This window comes from Pseudomonas sp. Teo4 (assembly GCF_034387475.1).
In the GTDB taxonomy this organism is placed as follows: domain Bacteria; phylum Pseudomonadota; class Gammaproteobacteria; order Pseudomonadales; family Pseudomonadaceae; genus Aquipseudomonas.
Genome location: NZ_JAXCIL010000002.1, coordinates 1,232,193 through 1,250,003 on the forward strand (window position 1 = coordinate 1,232,193; position 17,811 = coordinate 1,250,003).

At 62.3% G+C, this 17,811-nt stretch carries 17 protein-coding genes and 1 pseudogene; 7 read left to right on the forward strand and 11 right to left on the reverse strand.

Annotated elements, in window-relative coordinates:
* Positions 1 to 3: 3 nt before the first annotated feature.
* Positions 4 to 783, reverse strand: coding sequence for an exodeoxyribonuclease III (locus PspTeo4_RS21905; RefSeq protein ID WP_023383033.1), 780 nt, complete (start codon positions 781 to 783; stop codon positions 4 to 6).
* Positions 784 to 862: 79 nt separating this feature from the next.
* Between PspTeo4_RS21905 and pyrE the strand changes: the two genes are divergently transcribed.
* Entirely contained in the window at positions 863 to 1,504 is a 642-nt protein-coding gene (pyrE, locus tag PspTeo4_RS21910) for an orotate phosphoribosyltransferase (RefSeq protein ID WP_008091580.1), read from the forward strand.
* Between the two features lie 152 nt (positions 1,505 to 1,656).
* Here the strand turns inward: pyrE and argB are convergent, their stop codons facing one another.
* The 4 genes and pseudogenes from argB to coaBC all read right to left on the reverse strand — a co-directional run bounded on the left by argB (position 1,657) and on the right by coaBC (position 5,773).
* Positions 1,657 to 2,562 (reverse strand): acetylglutamate kinase, encoded by a 906-nt coding sequence (gene argB / locus PspTeo4_RS21915; RefSeq protein ID WP_275639354.1) that lies wholly within the window; start codon positions 2,560 to 2,562, stop codon positions 1,657 to 1,659.
* A 30-nt stretch (positions 2,563 to 2,592) separates the two neighbouring features.
* Positions 2,593 to 3,966, reverse strand: a pseudogene (locus PspTeo4_RS21920) (phosphomannomutase/phosphoglucomutase); the annotation flags it as partial.
* Between the two features lie 134 nt (positions 3,967 to 4,100).
* Positions 4,101 to 4,556: a dUTP diphosphatase gene (dut, locus tag PspTeo4_RS21925; RefSeq protein WP_322365958.1), complete on the reverse strand. Its 456-nt coding sequence runs from the start codon at positions 4,554 to 4,556 to the stop codon at positions 4,101 to 4,103.
* A 5-nt stretch (positions 4,557 to 4,561) separates the two neighbouring features.
* Positions 4,562 to 5,773 (reverse strand): bifunctional phosphopantothenoylcysteine decarboxylase/phosphopantothenate--cysteine ligase CoaBC, encoded by a 1,212-nt coding sequence (gene coaBC, locus PspTeo4_RS21930; protein WP_322366913.1) that lies wholly within the window; start codon positions 5,771 to 5,773, stop codon positions 4,562 to 4,564.
* Between the two features lie 126 nt (positions 5,774 to 5,899).
* On the opposite strand from coaBC, the gene radC reads away from it, so the two are divergent.
* Complete coding sequence (radC, locus tag PspTeo4_RS21935) at positions 5,900 to 6,580, forward strand: RadC family protein (protein WP_322365959.1); 681 nt, start codon at positions 5,900 to 5,902, stop codon at positions 6,578 to 6,580.
* A gap of 116 nt (positions 6,581 to 6,696) precedes the next feature.
* Here radC and PspTeo4_RS21940 read toward each other — a convergent pair whose 3' ends face one another.
* Positions 6,697 to 8,286, reverse strand: a complete 1,590-nt coding sequence (locus tag PspTeo4_RS21940; RefSeq protein ID WP_322365960.1) for an ABC transporter substrate-binding protein — start codon at positions 8,284 to 8,286, stop codon at positions 6,697 to 6,699.
* 361 nt (positions 8,287 to 8,647) lie between these two features.
* Here PspTeo4_RS21940 and rpmB point away from each other — a divergent pair, with 361 nt between their 5' ends.
* On the forward strand, positions 8,648 to 8,884 hold the full coding sequence (gene rpmB / locus PspTeo4_RS21945) for a 50S ribosomal protein L28 (RefSeq protein ID WP_054894119.1): 237 nt from the start codon (positions 8,648 to 8,650) through the stop codon (positions 8,882 to 8,884).
* An 11-nt stretch (positions 8,885 to 8,895) separates the two neighbouring features.
* Complete coding sequence (gene rpmG / locus PspTeo4_RS21950) at positions 8,896 to 9,051, forward strand: 50S ribosomal protein L33 (protein WP_003253507.1); 156 nt, start codon at positions 8,896 to 8,898, stop codon at positions 9,049 to 9,051.
* Positions 9,052 to 9,117: 66 nt separating this feature from the next.
* Here the strand turns inward: rpmG and PspTeo4_RS21955 are convergent, their stop codons facing one another.
* Both PspTeo4_RS21955 and PspTeo4_RS21960 read right to left on the reverse strand, forming a co-directional pair.
* The gene (locus PspTeo4_RS21955) at positions 9,118 to 9,321 is read right to left on the reverse strand and encodes an I78 family peptidase inhibitor (protein ID WP_322365961.1); all 204 of its coding nucleotides are present in this window, start codon (positions 9,319 to 9,321) and stop codon (positions 9,118 to 9,120) included.
* Between the two features lie 82 nt (positions 9,322 to 9,403).
* Entirely contained in the window at positions 9,404 to 9,763 is a 360-nt protein-coding gene (locus PspTeo4_RS21960; protein WP_322365962.1) for a cupin domain-containing protein, read from the reverse strand.
* Positions 9,764 to 9,959: 196 nt separating this feature from the next.
* Here PspTeo4_RS21960 and PspTeo4_RS21965 point away from each other — a divergent pair, with 196 nt between their 5' ends.
* Both PspTeo4_RS21965 and PspTeo4_RS21970 read left to right on the forward strand, forming a co-directional pair.
* The gene (locus PspTeo4_RS21965; RefSeq protein WP_322365963.1) at positions 9,960 to 11,453 is read left to right on the forward strand and encodes an aldehyde dehydrogenase; all 1,494 of its coding nucleotides are present in this window, start codon (positions 9,960 to 9,962) and stop codon (positions 11,451 to 11,453) included.
* Between the two features lie 131 nt (positions 11,454 to 11,584).
* The gene (locus tag PspTeo4_RS21970; RefSeq protein ID WP_322365964.1) at positions 11,585 to 12,724 is read left to right on the forward strand and encodes an MFS transporter; all 1,140 of its coding nucleotides are present in this window, start codon (positions 11,585 to 11,587) and stop codon (positions 12,722 to 12,724) included.
* 9 nt (positions 12,725 to 12,733) lie between these two features.
* On the opposite strand, the gene PspTeo4_RS21975 is transcribed toward PspTeo4_RS21970, so the two are convergent.
* Both PspTeo4_RS21975 and PspTeo4_RS21980 read right to left on the reverse strand, forming a co-directional pair.
* Complete coding sequence (locus PspTeo4_RS21975; RefSeq protein WP_322365965.1) at positions 12,734 to 14,290, reverse strand: phospholipase D family protein; 1,557 nt, start codon at positions 14,288 to 14,290, stop codon at positions 12,734 to 12,736.
* A gap of 59 nt (positions 14,291 to 14,349) precedes the next feature.
* The gene (locus tag PspTeo4_RS21980; RefSeq protein WP_322365966.1) at positions 14,350 to 15,780 is read right to left on the reverse strand and encodes a PLP-dependent aminotransferase family protein; all 1,431 of its coding nucleotides are present in this window, start codon (positions 15,778 to 15,780) and stop codon (positions 14,350 to 14,352) included.
* A 178-nt stretch (positions 15,781 to 15,958) separates the two neighbouring features.
* On the opposite strand from PspTeo4_RS21980, the gene PspTeo4_RS21985 reads away from it, so the two are divergent.
* Positions 15,959 to 16,189, forward strand: coding sequence for a DUF1127 domain-containing protein (locus PspTeo4_RS21985; protein ID WP_322365967.1), 231 nt, complete (start codon positions 15,959 to 15,961; stop codon positions 16,187 to 16,189).
* Positions 16,190 to 16,482: 293 nt separating this feature from the next.
* Here PspTeo4_RS21985 and PspTeo4_RS21990 read toward each other — a convergent pair whose 3' ends face one another.
* Positions 16,483 to 17,775, reverse strand: a complete 1,293-nt coding sequence (locus PspTeo4_RS21990) for an FAD-binding oxidoreductase (protein WP_322365968.1) — start codon at positions 17,773 to 17,775, stop codon at positions 16,483 to 16,485.
* Between the last annotated feature and the right edge of the window lie 36 nt (positions 17,776 to 17,811).

Below are 17,811 nucleotides of genomic sequence, written 5' to 3' on the forward strand. Positions count from 1 at the left end.
GTTTTAGATGGTCAGCGTCCAGTCATAGTCAACGATCAGCGGCGCATGCTGCGAGAAGCGCGGCTGACGTGGCAGACGGGCATTGCGCACGAAGCGGCGCAGGCCTGGGGTGAGGATCTGGTAGTCGAACCGGTAACCCAGGTTGAGCATTTCGGCCTGCTCGTTGTCCGGCCACCAGCTGTACTGGTCACCTTCACGGCTGACTTCACGCAGCGCGTCCACATAGCCCATGTCGCCGGTGATGGCGTCCATCCAGGCGCGTTCCGGCGCCAGGAAACCAGGCGACTGCTGGCTGTCACGCCAGTTCTTGATGTCGAGCTTCTGCTGCGCCACGTAGAACGAGCCGCAATAGATGTACTCGCGACGCTTGCGCCGCTGCTTGTCCAGGTACTTGGCGAAGTCGTCCATCAACTTGAACTTCTGGTTCAAGTCTTCGTCGCCGTTCATTCCCGATGGCAGCAGCAGCGTAGCGATGCTTACCTTGTCGAAATCGGCCTGCAGGTAACGCCCGTAGCGGTCGGCTGTCTCGAAGCCCAGGCCGGTGATGACTGCCTTGGGCTGCATCCGCGAATACAGTGCCACGCCACCTTGGGCGGGCACCTCCGCGTCGCAGGCATAAAGGAAATAGCCATCGAGCTGGAAAGCTGGGTCATCGAGTTCAAAGGCCGAGGCGCGGGTATCCTGAAGGCAGATGACGTCGGCATTCTGGGCTTGCAGCCAGCTGAGCAATCCACGCTCGGCCGCAGCCTGAATGCCATTAACGTTCACACTGATGATCCGCATAAATGGCCCCAAAAATCTCGTGCGTGTATGATACCCGAGCTCAACTCATTTAGCTAAATCCGTGGTGCCCGGGACATTTATGCAGCCGTATCAGCGCGACTTCATCCGTTTTGCCATCGATCGCGGGGTTCTGCGTTTCGGTGAATTCACCCTGAAATCGGGGCGTACCAGCCCGTACTTCTTCAATGCCGGCCTGTTCAACACAGGTTCCGCCCTGGCGCAGCTGGGTCGTTGCTATGCCGCGGCCATCGTCGACAGCAAGATTCCGTTCGACGTGCTGTTTGGCCCGGCCTACAAGGGTATCCCCCTGGCGGCGACCACTGCTGTGGCGCTGGCCGATCAGCATCAGCTCGATGTGCCTTGGTGCTTCAACCGCAAGGAAGCCAAGGACCACGGCGAAGGCGGCAGCCTGGTTGGCGCACCGCTGGCCGGTGACGTGCTGATCATCGACGACGTGATCACCGCCGGCACCGCCATTCGCGAAGTCATGCAGATCATCAACGCCCAGCAGGCCAAGGCCGCAGGCGTGCTGATCGCGCTGAACCGTGAAGAGCGCGGCAATGGCGAGCTGTCGGCGATCCAGGAAGTGGAACGCGACTTCGGCATTCCGGTGGTCAGCATCGTTTCGCTGACCCAGGTGCTGGAGTTCCTGGCCGATGACCCGCAGCTCAAGCAGCATCTGCCAGCCGTAGAGGCGTATCGGGCGCAGTACGGGATCTGATCCTGGCTTGGTAATGAAAAAGGCGACCTTCGATGAAGGTCGCCTTTTTTTGTGCCGCCTGTTCCGGCCCTTTCGCGGGTAAACCCGCTCCCACAGGCGCGGTGCATTCCTTGTGGGAGCGGGTTTACCCGCGAAGAGGCCGGTGCAGGTTGTCAGTGACGCTTGCGGTTGGTGATCAGGGTGCCCACGCCGCTGTCGGTGAAGATCTCCAGCAGTACCGCGTTCGGCACGCGACCGTCGATGATGTGCGAGCTGTTCACGCCGCCCTGGACCGCTTCCAGTGCGCATTTGATCTTCGGCAGCATGCCGCCGTAGATGGTGCCGTCGGCGATCAGCTCGTTGACCTGCTCGGTGGTCAGGCCGGTCAGGACCTGGCCTTGCTTGTCCATCAGGCCGGCGATGTTGGTCAGCAGCATCAGCTTCTCGGCTTTCAGCGCCTCGGCCACCTTGCCAGCCACCAGGTCGGCGTTGATGTTGTACGACTCACCGTTGGCGCCCACGCCGATTGGCGCGATCACCGGAATGAAGTCGCCTTTGACCAGCATGTTCAGCAGCTCGGTGTTCACGCCCACGACTTCGCCGACGTGGCCGATGTCGATGATTTCCGGCGTGGTCATTTCCGGGGTCTGACGGGTGACGGTGAGTTTCTTGGCGCGGATCAGCTCCGCGTCCTTGCCGGTCAGGCCGATGGCGCTGCCGCCATGGCGGTTGATCAGGTTGACGATGTCCTTGTTGACCTGGCCACCCAGCACCATCTCCACCACGTCCATGGTGGCGGCATCGGTGACACGCATGCCGTCGATGAAGTGGCTTTCGATCGACAGGCGCTTGAGCAGGTCGCCGATTTGCGGGCCACCACCGTGAACCACCACCGGGTTGATGCCAACGGCCTTCATCAGCACGATGTCACGGGCGAAGCCGGTCTTGAGCTCCTCGCTCTCCATCGCGTTGCCGCCGTACTTGATCACCAGGGTCTTGCCGACGAAGCGGCGGATGTAAGGCAGTGCTTCGGACAAAACCTCGGCTACATGGGAAGCGGCATCGCGATCGAGGGTCATGCAGGGCTCCTGTAAGGAACAGATAGTCGGTCAGAACGGCAGTTGCAGCTCAGGGGCAACCCGCAGCAACTGGGCACGGAAAACATCCTTGATACGTTGCAACTCGGCGTCGGTCTCGGCCTCGAAGCGCAGGACCAGCACCGGCGTGGTGTTGGAGGCGCGGACCAGGCCCCAGCCGTGGGTGTAGTCGACCCGCACACCGTCGATGGTGGTCAGGTTGGCATCGCCCCAGTCGGCGTCGCGTTGCAGTGCATCAATGATGCTGAATTTACCCTCGTCGGTCACATCAATATTGATTTCCGGCGTGGAAATATCGTTCGGGAATGCGGCGAACAGGGTTTCGGCATCCTGGCCGGCCTTGCTGAGGATCTCCAGCAGGCGTGCGGCGCTGTAAATACCGTCGTCGAAACCATACCAGCGTTCCTTGATGAAGATATGGCCGCTCATCTCGCCCGCAAGCAAGGAGCCGGTCTGCTTCATCTTCTTCTTGATCAACGAGTGACCGGTCTTCCACATTAGTGCGCGGCCACCGTGCTGTTCAATCAGCGGGGTCAGGCGGCGAGTGCATTTGACGTCGAAGATGATCTCGGCGCCAGGGTTACGCGCCAGAACGTCCTGAGCGAACAGCATCAACAGGCGGTCGGGGTAGACGATGCTGCCGGTGTTGGTCACCACGCCGACGCGGTCGCCGTCACCGTCGAAGGCCAGGCCGATGTCGGCACCGGTTTCCTTGACCTTGGCGATCAGGTCTTCGAGGTTTTCCGGCTTGCCCGGGTCCGGGTGGTGGTTGGGGAAATTGCCATCCACCTCGCAGAACAGCGGGATGACCTCGCAGCCCAGGGCTTCGATCAGTTGCGGTGCGATGACGCCCGCAGCGCCGTTGCCACAGTCCACCACTACCTTGAGCTTCTTGGCCAGCTTCACGTCAGCGACGATCTGCTGGAAGTAGCGGTCGAGGATCTCGACCTTCTGCACGCTGCCTTCGGCACGCGGCACGTCGTTGCTCTTCAGGCGGGTCAGCAGGGCCTGGATCTGTTCGTTGGCCAGGGTGTCGCCGGCGATGACGATCTTGAAACCGTTGTAGTCCGACGGGTTGTGGCTACCGGTGAGCATCACGCCCGACTTGCCGGCCAGCACGTTGGCGGCGAAGTACAGCGCCGGGGTCGGCACCAAGCCGACGTCGCTGACCTGGCAACCGGCGTCGACCAGGCCTTTGATCAGTTGCTCGACCAGCATGGGGCCGGACAAGCGGCCGTCGCGGCCGACGGAAATCTGCGGTTCGCCCTGGGCGATGGTCTGCGCGCCGATGGCGCGGCCGATCCAGTAGGCGGTTTCGCCGTGCAGGGTCTTGCCGACCACGCCACGGATGTCATAGGCGCGGAAGATGCTGTCGGGCAGTGCGGGTACCAGGTGGGCCATGTCATTCATCTCTGGAAACTCCCTTAGTCAAAGGCTTTTTGGCAGGCACAAACTGAACGCTTGGACGGTGGAATCGCCAGAGAGTTCGCCATCCTTGGCCTGAACGCTTGTCAGTCGGCTCAGTGGCTACCGGAATGGCCGAAGCCGCCTGCGCCGCGCTGAGTCTCGTCGAAGGCCTCGACGATATCGAAGTGGGCCTGTACCACCGGTACCAGCACCAGCTGCGCAATGCGCTCGCCGACGGCGATGGTGAATGGGGTATTGCCACGGTTCCAGCACGACACCATCAGCTCGCCCTGGTAGTCCGAGTCGATCAGCCCCACCAGGTTGCCGAGCACGATGCCGTGCTTATGGCCCAGGCCCGAGCGCGGCAGAATCATGGCGGCCAGGCCGGGGTCGCCGATGTAGATCGACAGGCCGGTTGGAATCAGCAGGGTCTGGCCGGGCTCAAGGACAGTGTCTTCCTTGAGCAGGGCGCGCAGGTCAAGGCCGGCGGAGCCAGGGGTGGCGTATTGCGGCAGCGGGAATTCGCTGCCCAGACGTGGGTCGAGAATCTTGGCTTGAAGAGCGTGCATGTAACTTATTGAACCTGGTTGAGCCGTTCGGCGATGAAGGCGACCAGCTGGCGGGCAATCTTGCCTTTGCTGGTTTGCGCGAAGAGGGTCTGGTGTTGCTGGCGGTCGATCACGGTCAGGGCGTTCTCCTCGCTGTTGAAGCCGATGCTGGGGTTGGCCACATCATTGGCGACGATCAGGTCGAGGTTCTTGTCCTTGAGCTTGCGCGTGGCGTAATCGAGCAAGTGTTCGGTCTCGGCGGCGAAGCCGACGCTGAACGGGCGGTCGTCACGGCCAGCGATGGTGGCGAGGATATCCGGATTGCGCACCATCTGCAGCAGCATGCCGTCGCCAGTCGTAGGATCTTTCTTGAGTTTTTGCGTGGCGACGACCTCCGGGCGGTAGTCCGCGACCGCCGCAGAAGCGATGAACAGGTCGCACGGCATGGCCGCCTCACAGGCTGCGAGCATGTCCCGCGCGCTCACCACGTCGATACGGGTGACCCGGTCAGGTGTCGGCAGGTGCACGGGACCGGTGACGAGGGTCACCCGAGCCCCGGCTTCTGCGGCCGCTTCGGCCAGGGCAAAGCCCATCTTCCCGGAGCTATGATTGGTGATGTAGCGCACCGGGTCGATGTTTTCCTGGGTCGGGCCGGCGGTGATCAGCACGTGTTTGCCGGTCAGTGCCTCGCGTTTGAAGCTTTCGGCGGCGCACCAGGCTAGGTCGGTAGGTTCCAGCATGCGGCCAAGGCCGACGTCGCCACATGCCTGGCTGCCTGAGGCTGGGCCAAACACTTGGATGCCACGGCTCTTGAGCAGGTCGAGGTTGGCCTGGGTGGCCGGGTCGCGCCACATGGCCTGGTTCATGGCGGGGGCCACGGCCACGGTGGCGTCGGTGGCCAGCACCAGGGTGGTCAGCAGGTCGTCGGCCATGCCTTGGGCCACGCGCGCCATGAGGTCGGCGGTGGCGGGGGCGATGAGCACCAGGTCGGCCCATTTGGCCAGTTCGATATGGCCCATGGCCGCTTCGGCGGCAGGGTCGAGCAGATCCATGTGCACCGGGTGTCCGGAGAGCGCCTGCAGGGTCAACGGGGTGATGAACTCGGCACCACCACGGGTCATGACGACGCGCACCTGCGCGCCGTGCTCCAGGAGTCGGCGAATCAGCTCGGCACTCTTGTAGGCGGCAATGCCGCCACCCACGCCGAGAACGATGCGCTTGCGATACAGCCGCTGCATAGGCTTGCCTTTTTCCAGTGAAAGCGGGCGGCGACGATAACTGCCTGCGGCAGAACGTCGCATGTACGAGGCGAAATAGATTAACACAGGGCCGAAACGCGCCGCAGTAGGTTGCCAGGAGGGGGTATGAACATCAGGGAGTGGCCGGTGGAAGAACGGCCGAGGGAGAAGTTGTTGTTGCGTGGGGCGGCGGTGTTATCCGACGCCGAGCTGGTGGCCGTTCTGCTGGGCTCGGGAGTTGCCGGGCGCAACGTTCTGGACCTGGCGCGAGGGCTGTTGGTGCGGTTTGGTGGCCTTCGGCAGTTTCTTGAGGCTGATCGCGAAGCCGTCCTGCGTGAGCCTGGCCTGGGGCCGGTGAAGTACGCCCAGTTGCAGGCGCTGCTGGAGATCGGCCGACGTTACCTCGATGAGCATATCGAGCGTACACCGGTGCTGGAGAGTCCGGCGGCGGTGCGACGTTATCTCAAGGCCATGCTGCGCCACGAGGCCAGTGAAGTGTTCGGTTGCCTGTTTCTGGATACCAAACATCGGCCGTTGGCATTCGAGATCCTGTTCAGGGGGACGATCGACCGGGCCGGTATCTACCCGCGGGAGGTGGTGCGGCGGGCACTGCTGCATAACGCGGCAGCATTGATCCTGTGCCACAACCATCCGTCAGGTAGCTGCGAGCCGAGCCAGGATGATGTGCACATGACGCTTTCGCTGAAGCGAGGGCTGGCGCTGATCGATGTGCGGGTGCTGGATCACATAATCATTGGCGATGGAGAGCCGCTGTCGATGGTCGAGCATGGGTGGATCGTGGCCTAGCGCCGTCATTTCCGGCCCTTTCGCGGGTAAACCCGCTCCCACAGGTCCATCACAGCCTTTGAAGGGTGTGGAAACCTTGTGGGAGCGGGTTTACCCGCGAAAGGGCCGTCGCAGGCTCAGCGGGTCACCGAGACCTTGCTGAAATCCAGCCGCCCAAACGGGCTCACCTGGTACCCCTCGACCCCTTGGCGCAGCAAGGTCGCGGCCGTCGGATGCGCCAGCGGCACCCACAGCGCCTGCTGCTGGATGAGCGTCTGCGCCTGCTGGTACAGCCGGCTGCGCACGCTCTGGTCATTGGTGGTGCGCCCGGCGCTGATCAGCTGGTCCAGTCGGCTGTCGCAGAACCGTGCGAAGTTGGTCCCCGACTTTACCGCAGCACAGGAAAACTGCGGGCTGAGGAAGTTGTCCGGGTCGCCGTTGTCGCCGGCCCAGCCCATGAACAGCAGGTCGTGCTCGCCGGCTTTGGCGCGGCGGATCAGCTCGCCCCATTCGATGACCTTTATCTCGGCCTTGATGCCAACTTTGGCGAGGTCCGCCTGGAGCATCTGTGCGCCGAGGCTGGGGTTGGGGTTGAGCAGGCTTCCCGACGGACGGGTCCAGATCGTGGTGCTGAACCCCTCTGGCAAGCCGGCCTTGGCAAGCAGGGACTTGGCCTTGGTCGGGTCCATCGCGTAGCCAGGCAGGTCCTTGGCGTAGCTCCAGGTGTTGGGCGGGTAGGGGCCGTTGGCGGCGGTGGCGGTGTCTTCGAACACGGCCTTGAGGTAGGCCTGCCTGTCGAACGCCAGGTTGATGGCCTGACGGACCTCAGGCTTGTCCAGCGGCGGGTGCTCGCTGTTGATGGCGACGAAGGCGGTCATGAAGGCGGGTGTGGTGGCCACCTTGAGGTTGCCGTCCTTGCCTGCTTCGGCGATGTCCAGCGGCTTGGGCGACAGGGCCACCTGGCATTCCCCGCGCTTGAGCTTCTGCAGGCGCACGTTGGCGTCAGGGGTGATGGCGTAGATCAGTGGGTCGACCGCAGGTTTGCCGTCGAAATAGTCGGGGTTGGCGCGGTAGCGCACCACGGCGTCTTTCTGGAAACGCTGGAAAACGAACGGGCCAGTACCGATCGGTTGGCTGTTGAGTTTGTCCGGGGTGCCGGCCTTGAGCAGCTTGTCGGCGTATTCGGCTGAGTAGATCGAGGCGAAGCCCATGCTAAGGGTGGGCAGGAACGTGGCGTCCGCGTGGGTCAGGGTGAAGCGCACGCTGTTCGGCTCCGGCGCTTCGATCGACTTGATCAGGCTATCCAGTTGCAGCGACTGGGCATGCGGGTAACCGCCTGGGGCTGTCTTGTGCCAGGCATGGGCGGGGTAAAGCATGCGCTGGAAGCTGAACAGCACGTCGTCGGCATTCAGCTCGCGGGTGGGTTTGAAGTAAGGCGTGGTGTGAAACTTGACGCCTTCGTGCAGCTTGAAGTCGTAGACCAGGCCATCGGCCGACACCGTCCAGCTCTGTGCCAGGCTCGGTACCACCTTGCCCTGGGCAGCATCGAACTCCACAAGGCGGTTCATCAGCACATCGGCCGAGGCATTGGTGGTGGTCAGCGAGTTGTACTGGACCACATCGAAGCCCTCGGGGCTGGCTTCGCTGCAAACGCTCAGCGGGGCCGCCTGGGCGAGGCCGGTAGCAAGCAGGGAGGTGATCAATAAGGAAAGGGCGGCGGCACGCATCAAAGCTCCTTGGCGAGTCAGTGGCCCATCTGCCAGTGCAGTCTGGAAATGTCCTACCCTAGTGCGCGCGTCGGGAAATGGCCACCCTCTTTTTATGCCAGTCTGCGACGAGCGGTCGACAGCCCGGCGCGCGAGTCGCTATGCTGCCCGCGCGCCATTGGCAGCAAACGGATGCTCATCTTCTGTTGTTGCGGCGTAGTCTTTCTGGTATAAAGCAGCGCTCTTTTCTAGGGGCTCGGCCTGTCGCATCAGCGGATCCGGTCGATAAGACCTCCAGAATCACGGCGCCTGGCGCCAAAGACTGAGAGATTAAGCGGCCAACCCATGCCGGGTTGGGCATGAGGTTTTAGAGGGCTGAGTCATGTCGAGAGTCTGTCAAGTTACTGGTAAGGGTCCAGTAACCGGGAACAACATTTCCCACGCAAACAACAAAACCCGTCGTCGTTTCCTGCCGAACCTGCAGCACCACCGTTTCTGGGTTGAATCCGAGAACCGTTTCGTGCGTCTGCGCGTTTCCGCCAAAGGCATGCGTATCATCGACAAGCGCGGCATCGACGCCGTTCTGGTTGATATCCGTAAAGCTGGCGCCAAGGTCTAAGGGAGAACATCATGCGTGAATTGATCCGTCTGGTTTCGAGTGCCGGTACCGGCCACTTCTACACCACCGACAAGAACAAGCGCACCACTCCGGACAAAATCGAGATCAAGAAATACGATCCGGTTGTTCGCAAGCACGTGGTGTACAAGGAAGCCAAGATCAAGTAATTGATCGGCGACCAAAAAAAACCCGCATCCGAAAGGAGGCGGGTTTTTTTATGCTTGCGTGGCAGATCAGTTGAAGCTGAAGCCTTGGATCAGGCCGTTGGCATCAGTGTTGATGTGGATCCGATCAGGGTCGTATTCCTTGGTGCTGATTTCCTTGGGGCCGACGATGCGAGTGCGGCCGGTAATCTCAGCGATGGTGTTTTTTACCGAAGGTTCGTATGGCGTACCGATCAGGTGAGCCAGGGCTTGCAGGGCTTGTTCGTTGTTCATGGTGAGTTACCTTTGAAAGAGGATGGCCCGAATTGGGCAGGTCCATCCTCTTCCAGGGCTGCATCGAGCATGTGCTACATAGTTATTTTTGCTCGAACATCACATAGATCTTGCGGCAAGGCTCCAGCACCTCCCAGGTGCCTTTGAAGCCAGCCGGGATGACAAACCGATCACCGGTACGCAGGGTCTTGGCATTGCCTTCCTGATCGCGCAGCACCGAAACGCCCTGAACGATTTCACAGTACTCGTGCTCGGTGTAGTTCACCGTCCACTGGCCGATTTCGCCTTCCCACACACCTGCAGCGAACTGCCCGCAGGGGCTGGAATAGTGGTTGTAGACCGCTTGGTCCGGCTCGCCCTTGATGATTTTTTCCGCTGCCGGACGGTAGCGTTCAGCCTCGGTCAGAACCTGGGCGAAGTCGATGATGCTGGCGATGCTCATGGTGCGGCTCCTGTTATTGTTTAATAAAATGCACATCAGTAGGCTTTTAGGCCGTTCGTGTCAAATATATTGATAGTTTGCACGGGCTGGTTTAGGGTATCGCATGCCAGTATGCGCTTGTCGCCTGGCCAGAATTCTGACAACGCCTGTGAGTCCTCAGTGCGGCGTTGCACCTAAACAAGAGGAGGAGTTTCGTATGACCACCCTGACTCGTGCGGACTGGGAACAGCGTGCCCAGCAACTGAAGATCGAAGGACGTGCCTTCATCAACGGCGAATACACCGACGCCGCATCCGGTGAAACCTTCGACTGCCTGAGCCCGGTCGACGGACGCTTCCTGGCCAAGGTTGCCAGCTGTGACCTGGCCGACGCCAACCGTGCCGTGGAAAACGCCCGCGCCACCTTCAACGCTGGCGTCTGGTCGCAACTGGCCCCGGCCAAGCGCAAAGCCAAGCTGATCCGTTTCGCCGACTTGCTGCGCAAGAACGTCGAAGAGCTGGCCCTGCTGGAAACCCTGGACATGGGCAAGCCAATCGGCGATTCCTCCAGCATCGACATCCCCGGTGCGGCCAACGCTATTCACTGGACCGCCGAAGCCATCGACAAGGTCTACGACGAAGTCGCCCCGACCCCGCATGACCAGCTCGGTCTGGTTACCCGTGAGCCGGTGGGCGTGGTCGGTGCCATCGTGCCGTGGAACTTCCCGCTGCTGATGGCCTGCTGGAAACTCGGCCCGGCCCTGGCCACCGGTAACTCGGTGGTGCTCAAGCCGTCGGAAAAATCGCCACTGACCGCCATCCGCATTGCCCAGCTGGCCATCGAAGCCGGCATTCCGGCGGGCGTGCTGAACGTGCTGCCAGGCTACGGCCACACCGTGGGCAAGGCCCTGGCCCTGCACATGGACGTCGACACCCTGGTGTTCACTGGCTCGACCAAGATCGCCAAGCAACTGATGGTGTACGCGGGCGAGTCGAACATGAAGCGCATCTGGCTGGAAGCCGGTGGCAAGAGCCCGAACATCGTCTTCGCCGACGCCCCGGACCTGCAAGCTGCCGCCGAAGCCGCCGCCAGCGCCATCGCCTTCAACCAGGGCGAAGTCTGCACCGCAGGTTCGCGTCTGCTGGTCGAGCGTTCGATCAAGGACAAGTTCCTGCCTATGGTGGTCGAGGCCCTCAAAGGCTGGAAGCCAGGCAACCCGCTGGACCCACAGACCACGGTCGGTGCTCTGGTCGACACCCAGCAGATGAACACCGTGCTGTCGTACATCGAAGCGGGCCACCAGGACGGCGCCAAGCTGCTGGCTGGCGGCAAGCGCACCCTGGAGGAGACCGGCGGTACCTACGTCGAGCCGACCATCTTCGACGGCGTGACCAACGCCATGAAGATCGCCCAGGAAGAAATCTTCGGCCCCGTGCTGTCGGTGATCGCCTTCGACACCGCCGAGGAAGCCATCGCCATTGCCAACGACACGCCGTATGGCCTGGCCGCGGGCATCTGGACTTCGGACATCTCCAAGGCCCACAAGACCGCCCGCGCTGTGCGTGCTGGCAGCGTCTGGGTGAACCAGTACGACGGCGGCGACATGACCGCGCCGTTCGGTGGCTTCAAGCAGTCGGGCAACGGCCGTGACAAGTCGCTGCATGCGCTGGAAAAGTACACCGAGCTGAAGGCGACCTGGATCAAGCTGTAATCCGGTAGGGCCTTTTCGCGGGTAAACCCGCTCCCACAGGGACTTCACTGCCTTCAAATGCGGTGCAGCACTTGTGGGAGCGGGTTTACCCGCGAATGGGCCATGGAAAATTACTGGCCTGGGAGGCTGCAATGCGTTGGGGTACCTACTTCGCCGTACTGGCATCGGTGCTCAGCGTCGGGCTTGCGCTCGGCGTGAGCATGCCGCTGGTGTCCCTGCGCCTTGAGGCCTGGGGCTACGGCAGCTTCGCCATCGGCGTCATGGCTGCCATGCCCGCGCTCGGTGTGTTGCTCGGTGCCAGCCTGGCCAGCCGGCTGGCGGGCTGGGTCGGCGTACCCTCGGCGATGCGCCTGTGTCTGTGGGGCGGGGCGCTGTCGATCGGCCTGGTGGCGCTGTTGCCGAGTTACCCCCTGTGGCTAGCGTTGCGTCTGCTGATCGGCATGTCCCTCACAGTGGTGTTCATCCTTGGCGAAAGCTGGATCAACCAGCTTGTTATCGAGCAATGGCGCGGCAGGCTGGTGGCCTTGTATGGCAGCAGTTACGCGCTGAGTCAGCTTGCAGGCCCGCTGGTACTGGGCTTCCTGGGTTCTGACGATGACTTCGGCTTCTGGGCCGCAACCGGCCTGCTGCTATTGGCACCCTTGCTGTTGCTGGGGCGCGGAGGTGCGCCGAGCACGGAAGCCTGCAGTGTCACCTTCGGCGACCTGTTCGCATTCTGTCGGCGCTTGCCAGTGATCGCCTGGGCCATCGCGCTGTTCGCTTCGTTCGAAGCCATGATCCTCACACTGTTGCCGGTGTATTGCCTGCAGCAAGGATTCACTACCGAGCTGGCGCTGTTCATGGTCAGTACCGTGGTGGTTGGGGATGCCGTGCTTCAACTGCCGATTGGTGCGTTGGCCGACCACATGTCGCGACGCACGCTGTTCACCGGGTGCGCAGTGACCCTGCTCTGCTCGAGCCTCGCCATTCCGCTGCTGCTTCATACCCCAGCCATCTGGCCGGTTTGGGTACTGTTCGGCGCCAGTGCCGGTGGTTTGTTCACCCTGTCGTTGGTGCTGATCGGCGAGCGCTATCGGGATGATGCGTTGGTGCGGGCCAATGCCCATGTCGCGCAGCTTTGGGGTATTGGCTGCCTGGTCGGTCCGCTGTTGGCCGGTGCGGGCAGCCAGTGGATCAGCGGGCACGCGCTGCCGCTGCTGATGGCTGCCGGTGCGGCCGGGCTGGTGCTGTTGACCCGCCGGCGTGGGGCCTTCGAGCCAGCGTCTGTCTGAGGTATGGGGCTAGAGCATCTTCTCCAGCCCCACCGCCTTGCTGACCCAGGCATTGAAGCGCCGCCAGAGCCCGCCCGGTTCTGAAGTCAGCATGCGCCTTTTGCCGTTATCTTCAGTGACCCACACCAGCTTGTCGTCCACTAGCGTGGGCTGGTAACTCAGCGCGGGTGCCATGCCTTGTACCGCAAGGTAGCGGGTGTACTCAGCCAGTTCCGGACTATCGACCAGCACCCCCACTTCGGTATTCCACAGCAATGATCGCGGATCGAAGTTGAACGAGCCGATGAACGTCTTGCGTCGGTCGAAGACAATCGCCTTGCTGTGCAGGCTTGAGTCCGAGCTGCCGTGGAAGTTGAGGCGGTATCGAGCGCTGGTGTCACCGGGCTGGCGACGCAGTTCAAACAGTTGCACGCCGTGCTCGAGCAATGCCCGGCGGTAGGGCGCATAGCCGCCATGCACCGCCGGCACGTCCGTGGCTTCCAGCGAGTTGGTCAACAACTTGACCGAGATACCCGCGTCGGCGGTGCTGGTCAGGTACACAAGCCCCGATTCGCCCGGCACGAAATACGCCGAGACCAGGATCAGTTCGTGGCGCACATTTTCCAGGTCAGGTGCCAGTTGCTGGCTAAGCAGCAGTTGTGGGTCAGGCTCATCGTCGGCCAGGACTTTACTGGGCGCATCCCACAGAGCTTGGCTGTGTGCCCAGATCAGTTCGTTGCGCCAGATGTCCAGACGAGGCTGGGTCTGATAAGCCATCAGCCGGTCATAAAGGGCCTTGTGCTTGAACCGGGCCTCGGCCAGTGAAACCTCCAGACGCCGACGGCTGGCATGCAGGTCGCTGGCGTCCGGCTGACGCCACAGGAAGTCGCCTATCGGGCGGCTCAGTGCGTGGTTCCAGTACTGGTCGAAGCCGTGACTGAGCTGCTCGGCCACAGGCCCGACACCCAGCAGATCGATGTCAGTGAAGTTGAGGTTGGGCTCGGCATCAAAGTACTCGTCACCCAGGTTGCGCCCGCCGACGATGGCCATGGCGTTGTCCACCACGAACAGTTTGTTATGCATGCGTCGGTGTTGCCGGGAGAGGTTGAACAGGCGCCCTGCGGCGCGGGTCACGCCCGTACTGCGGCCCAGGTGCAGCGGGTTGAACACGCGAATCTGGATGTTCGGGTGAGCGTCGAGGGTACCCATGATGGTGTCCAGACCATCGCTGGTGGTGTCATCGAGCAGAATCCGCACCCGAACGCCACGGTCGGCCGCGCGCAGCAGCTCGTGGACCAGGGCACGGGTGCTGAGGCCGTCGTGGACGATGTAGTACTGCAGGTCGATACTGGCTTGGGCATTGCGAATCAACTCGGCCCGGGCACGGAAGGCTTCGTTGCTGTTGGGCATCAGACGAAATCCTGAACGCCCGCCATAGGGAGCCGCCTGACGCAGCACCGAGCGGCCGAATGCCGATTCTTTGGCCGGCAACGCCTGGCTGATCTCGCGGGGCGAACTGACGCTGGCGCAGCCCGCGAGGCCGAGCAGCAGCGCTAGCAACAGAGGCAAGGCAGGCGGGAATCTCAAGGGCGAATCGTCCTGTGCAGCAAAGGCTTGAAGTTTCGACTGTGGAGGGCGGCGCAAAGTTACGCTGAGGTGACGTCCTGATCCAGTAGACGAAGGGCGGTTTCACCTACCTTGCGCACGGCGTCTTCGATCTGCGGTGTGGGGCGCGAGGCGAAGTTCATGCGCAGGCAGTGACGAAACTTGCCCGAGGCCGAGAAGATGCTGCCAACCGCAATCTGCACGCCCTGCTCCAGTAAAGCCCGGTTCAGCCGCAACGTGTCGAAATTTTCAGGCATTTCGACCCACAGCATGAAGCCACCCTGTGGCCGGCTGACTCGCGTCCCGGTCGGGAAGTATTGGGTGACCCAGTCGCTCATCAGGTCGCGTCCGCGTTGATACTGGCTGCGCATGCGGCGTACATGGGGCTGGTAGTGTCCGGCGGCGATGAAATCGGCGATGGCCAGTTGTGGTTGGGTGGCCGTGCTGCCGGTGCTGATGTACTTCATGTGCAGCACCCGCTCCAGGTAGCGCCCAGGGGCGACCCAGCCTATGCGCAAGCCTGGGGCCAGGGTTTTGGAAAATGAGCTGCACAGCAGCACGCGACCGTCGTCGTCGAACGACTTGAGGGTGCGCGGACGAGGGTAGGTGTATGCCAGGTCGCCATACACATCGTCTTCTAGAATCGCCACGTCATGGCGCTGGGCCAGGCTCAGCAGTGCCTTCTTGCGGGCTTCGGGCATGATGTAGCCCAACGGGTTGTTGCAGTTGGGGGTGATCTGGATGAGCTTGATCGGCCACTGTTCCAAAGCCAGCTCCAGCGCTTCCAGGCTGATTCCGGTGACCGGGTCGGTGGGGATCTCCAATGCCTTCATGCCCAACCCTTTGAGGGTTTGCATGGCGCCGTGGAAGCTCGGCGAGTCGACGGCAACGATGTCACCAGGCTCGCATACCGCGCGAATGCTGCAGGACAGTGCCTCATGGCAACCTGTGGTCACCACCAGGTCGGCCGGCCCCAGGCGGCAGCCGGAGTCCAGCAGCAGCCGGGCGATCTGTTCGCGCAGGGCCAGGTTGCCGTGGATGTTGTCGTAGTACAGGCCGGGCATGTCCTGGCGTCGGCTGAGCTGGGCCAAGCTACGCAACAATGGCTTGAGGGTCGGGCTGTCGATATCGGGCATGCCACGGCCGAGCTGGATGACATCCTTGCGCGGTGTGCTGCGCACCAGTTCCAGCACTTGCTCCCACTGGGAGATATCCACAGGGCGCTGGGCCGGGCGGCTGACGGCGGGTAGGGCAGGGAGGTGCCGGCTTTCGCTGACGAAATAGCCGGACTTGGGCCGTGGCGAGACCAGGCCGCTGTCCTCCAGCATGCGGTAGGCCTGCTGTACGGTGCTCAAGCTGACGCCGTGCTCTTCGCTCAGTGCTCGTACTGACGGCAGTCGTTGCCCAGGGCGGTAGAGGCCCTGCTCGATACGGGCACTGAGCAGCTCGGCGAGGTTGAGATAGAGCGTCACGGCATACTCCTGCGCTGCATGTTGGCGGCGACCAGTACAGTTTGGTGGAAAATACAGCATTCAGTGGCCGAATCGCCAATTCTGTATGGGAATAATAAGCCTGTATTGGATCTGTATTGCTCGTGCATCCAGCGCGCATGCTTTCTCCACGGTATGAACTGATTGGGAGGACGCAGCAATGGGTGGCATGAGCGATGTGCGCTTGCAACTGTTGGCCAAGGAGATGGAGGCCGGGCAGCGGGCCAAGGTGTTCAATGCGCCGGCCGGTCTGAGCCGCTGGGGCCTGATGCTGCACCGTTGGCACACCCGCAGGGCCCTGCTGCAACTGAGCGATGATGAGTTGCGTGATATCGGGCTTAGCTGGGAACAGGCCCGAATCGAGGGGTGTAAACCATTCTGGAAGGTGTGAATGGTGGGCATGCCTTTAGATGTTTTTTGGCGCTGATATCGAGCGCCGCCCGCGCGGCGCATCGCGAGCAAGGCTCGCTCCTACGCTTGTTTCGGGCCAGTAACGCCTGTGCCAGCCGCGCGCGACCGCCTTGTTTGTACGACTCGATATCGAGCCATGCGCCTAGGCGTTCGCGCGCGAATCTCGCAGGCATAATTGGCCAGTAACAGACGTAGGAGCGAGCCTTGCTCGCGATGCGCCGCGTGGGCGGCGCTCGATCTCGACCTCACCGAAGACTCAAGACATACCCAGAACTACACCAGTTCCTTAAGTCGATGCCACAGCATCCCCAGCGCGAGCATCGGCGAACGCAGGTGCTTGCCCCCAGGGAAGGTGATGTGCGGCACTTTGGCGAACAGGTCGAAGCGTCCGCTGTGTTGGCCGCTGATGGCCTCGCCCAGCAGGCGTGCGGCCAGGTGGGTTGCGTTGACTCCGTGGCCTGAGTAGGCCTGTGCGTAATACACATTCGGATGGCTGGCCAGGCGGCCGATTTGCGGCAGACGGTTGGCGCCGATGCCGATCATGCCGCCCCATTGGTACTCGATGCGCACATCAGCCAATTGCGGAAATACCTTGAGCATTTTCGGCTGCATATAAGCGGCGATGTCTTTTGGGTCGCGACCCGAATAATGGCAGGCGCCACCGAACAGCAGGCGGTGGTCGGCAGACAGGCGGTAGTAGTCCAGTGCTACCCGCTGGTCGCACACCGCCATGTTCTGCGGCAGCAGCGAGCGGGCACGTTCTTCGCCGAGTGGTTCGGTGGCGATGATGTAGCTGCCGGCGGGAAGCACCTTGCCGCCCAGTTCGCGGTTGAGGTCATTGTGGTAGGCGTTGCAGCACAGCACCAGGGTCTTGGCGCGCACTTGGCCCTGGGCGGTGTACACCTTCACCTGCGGGCCGTATTCGATGCGGCTGACCTCGGACTGCTCGTAGAGGCGCACGCCGAGGCGGCTGGCCACGGCCGCTTCGCCAAGGGCCAGATTGAGTGGGTGCAGGTGGCCCGAACCCATGTCGATCAGGCCGCCGACGTAGCGGTCGGAGCCGACCACGCTGTGGATATCTTCCTTTGCGACCAGCCGAAGCTCGTGCTTGTAGCCCAGGCTGCGCAGTTCTTCGGCATCCTCGGCAAAGCCTTCGAGTTCGCCCGGCTTGTTTGCAAGGTCGCAGTAGCCCCAGGTCAGGTCACAGTCGATGGCGTGGCGCTCGACGCGTTCACGGACGATATCCACCGCTTCCAGGCCCATCAGCTTCATGCTGCGCACGCCTTCCTCGCCAATCACCGGCTTGAACTGCTCCAGGCCGTGACCGACGCCTCGAATGAGCTGCCCGCCGTTGCGTCCGCTGGCTCCCCAACCCAGCTTGCGTGCTTCCAGCAGGATCACCGACAGACCGCGTTCGGCCAGCTCGATGGCGGTGTTCAGGCCCGAGTAGCCGCCGCCGACGATGCACACGTCCGCGCTGTGTTCGCCCTGCAGGTAGGGATGATCGGGGTGTGGCGCGCTGCTGGCGGCGTAGTAGGAGGCGGCGTGCTGCGCGCTGTGGATCATGGGGCGGTTCCTGGGCATTGGGGCAGAATGGGGAGG

Coding starts and splice junctions, on each gene's coding strand:
- PspTeo4_RS21905 (WP_023383033.1), bottom strand. CDS start 783: ATGCGGATCATCAGTGTGAACGTTAATGGCATTCAGGCTGCGGCCGAG.
- pyrE (WP_008091580.1), top strand. CDS start 863: ATGCAGCCGTATCAGCGCGACTTCATCCGTTTTGCCATCGATCGCGGG.
- argB (WP_275639354.1), bottom strand. CDS start 2,562: ATGACCCTCGATCGCGATGCCGCTTCCCATGTAGCCGAGGTTTTGTCC.
- dut (WP_322365958.1), bottom strand. CDS start 4,556: ATGCACGCTCTTCAAGCCAAGATTCTCGACCCACGTCTGGGCAGCGAA.
- coaBC (WP_322366913.1), bottom strand. CDS start 5,773: ATGCAGCGGCTGTATCGCAAGCGCATCGTTCTCGGCGTGGGTGGCGGC.
- radC (WP_322365959.1), top strand. CDS start 5,900: ATGAACATCAGGGAGTGGCCGGTGGAAGAACGGCCGAGGGAGAAGTTG.
- PspTeo4_RS21940 (WP_322365960.1), bottom strand. CDS start 8,286: ATGCGTGCCGCCGCCCTTTCCTTATTGATCACCTCCCTGCTTGCTACC.
- rpmB (WP_054894119.1), top strand. CDS start 8,648: ATGTCGAGAGTCTGTCAAGTTACTGGTAAGGGTCCAGTAACCGGGAAC.
- rpmG (WP_003253507.1), top strand. CDS start 8,896: ATGCGTGAATTGATCCGTCTGGTTTCGAGTGCCGGTACCGGCCACTTC.
- PspTeo4_RS21955 (WP_322365961.1), bottom strand. CDS start 9,321: ATGAACAACGAACAAGCCCTGCAAGCCCTGGCTCACCTGATCGGTACG.
- PspTeo4_RS21960 (WP_322365962.1), bottom strand. CDS start 9,763: ATGAGCATCGCCAGCATCATCGACTTCGCCCAGGTTCTGACCGAGGCT.
- PspTeo4_RS21965 (WP_322365963.1), top strand. CDS start 9,960: ATGACCACCCTGACTCGTGCGGACTGGGAACAGCGTGCCCAGCAACTG.
- PspTeo4_RS21970 (WP_322365964.1), top strand. CDS start 11,585: ATGCGTTGGGGTACCTACTTCGCCGTACTGGCATCGGTGCTCAGCGTC.
- PspTeo4_RS21985 (WP_322365967.1), top strand. CDS start 15,959: ATGGGTGGCATGAGCGATGTGCGCTTGCAACTGTTGGCCAAGGAGATG.
- PspTeo4_RS21990 (WP_322365968.1), bottom strand. CDS start 17,775: ATGATCCACAGCGCGCAGCACGCCGCCTCCTACTACGCCGCCAGCAGC.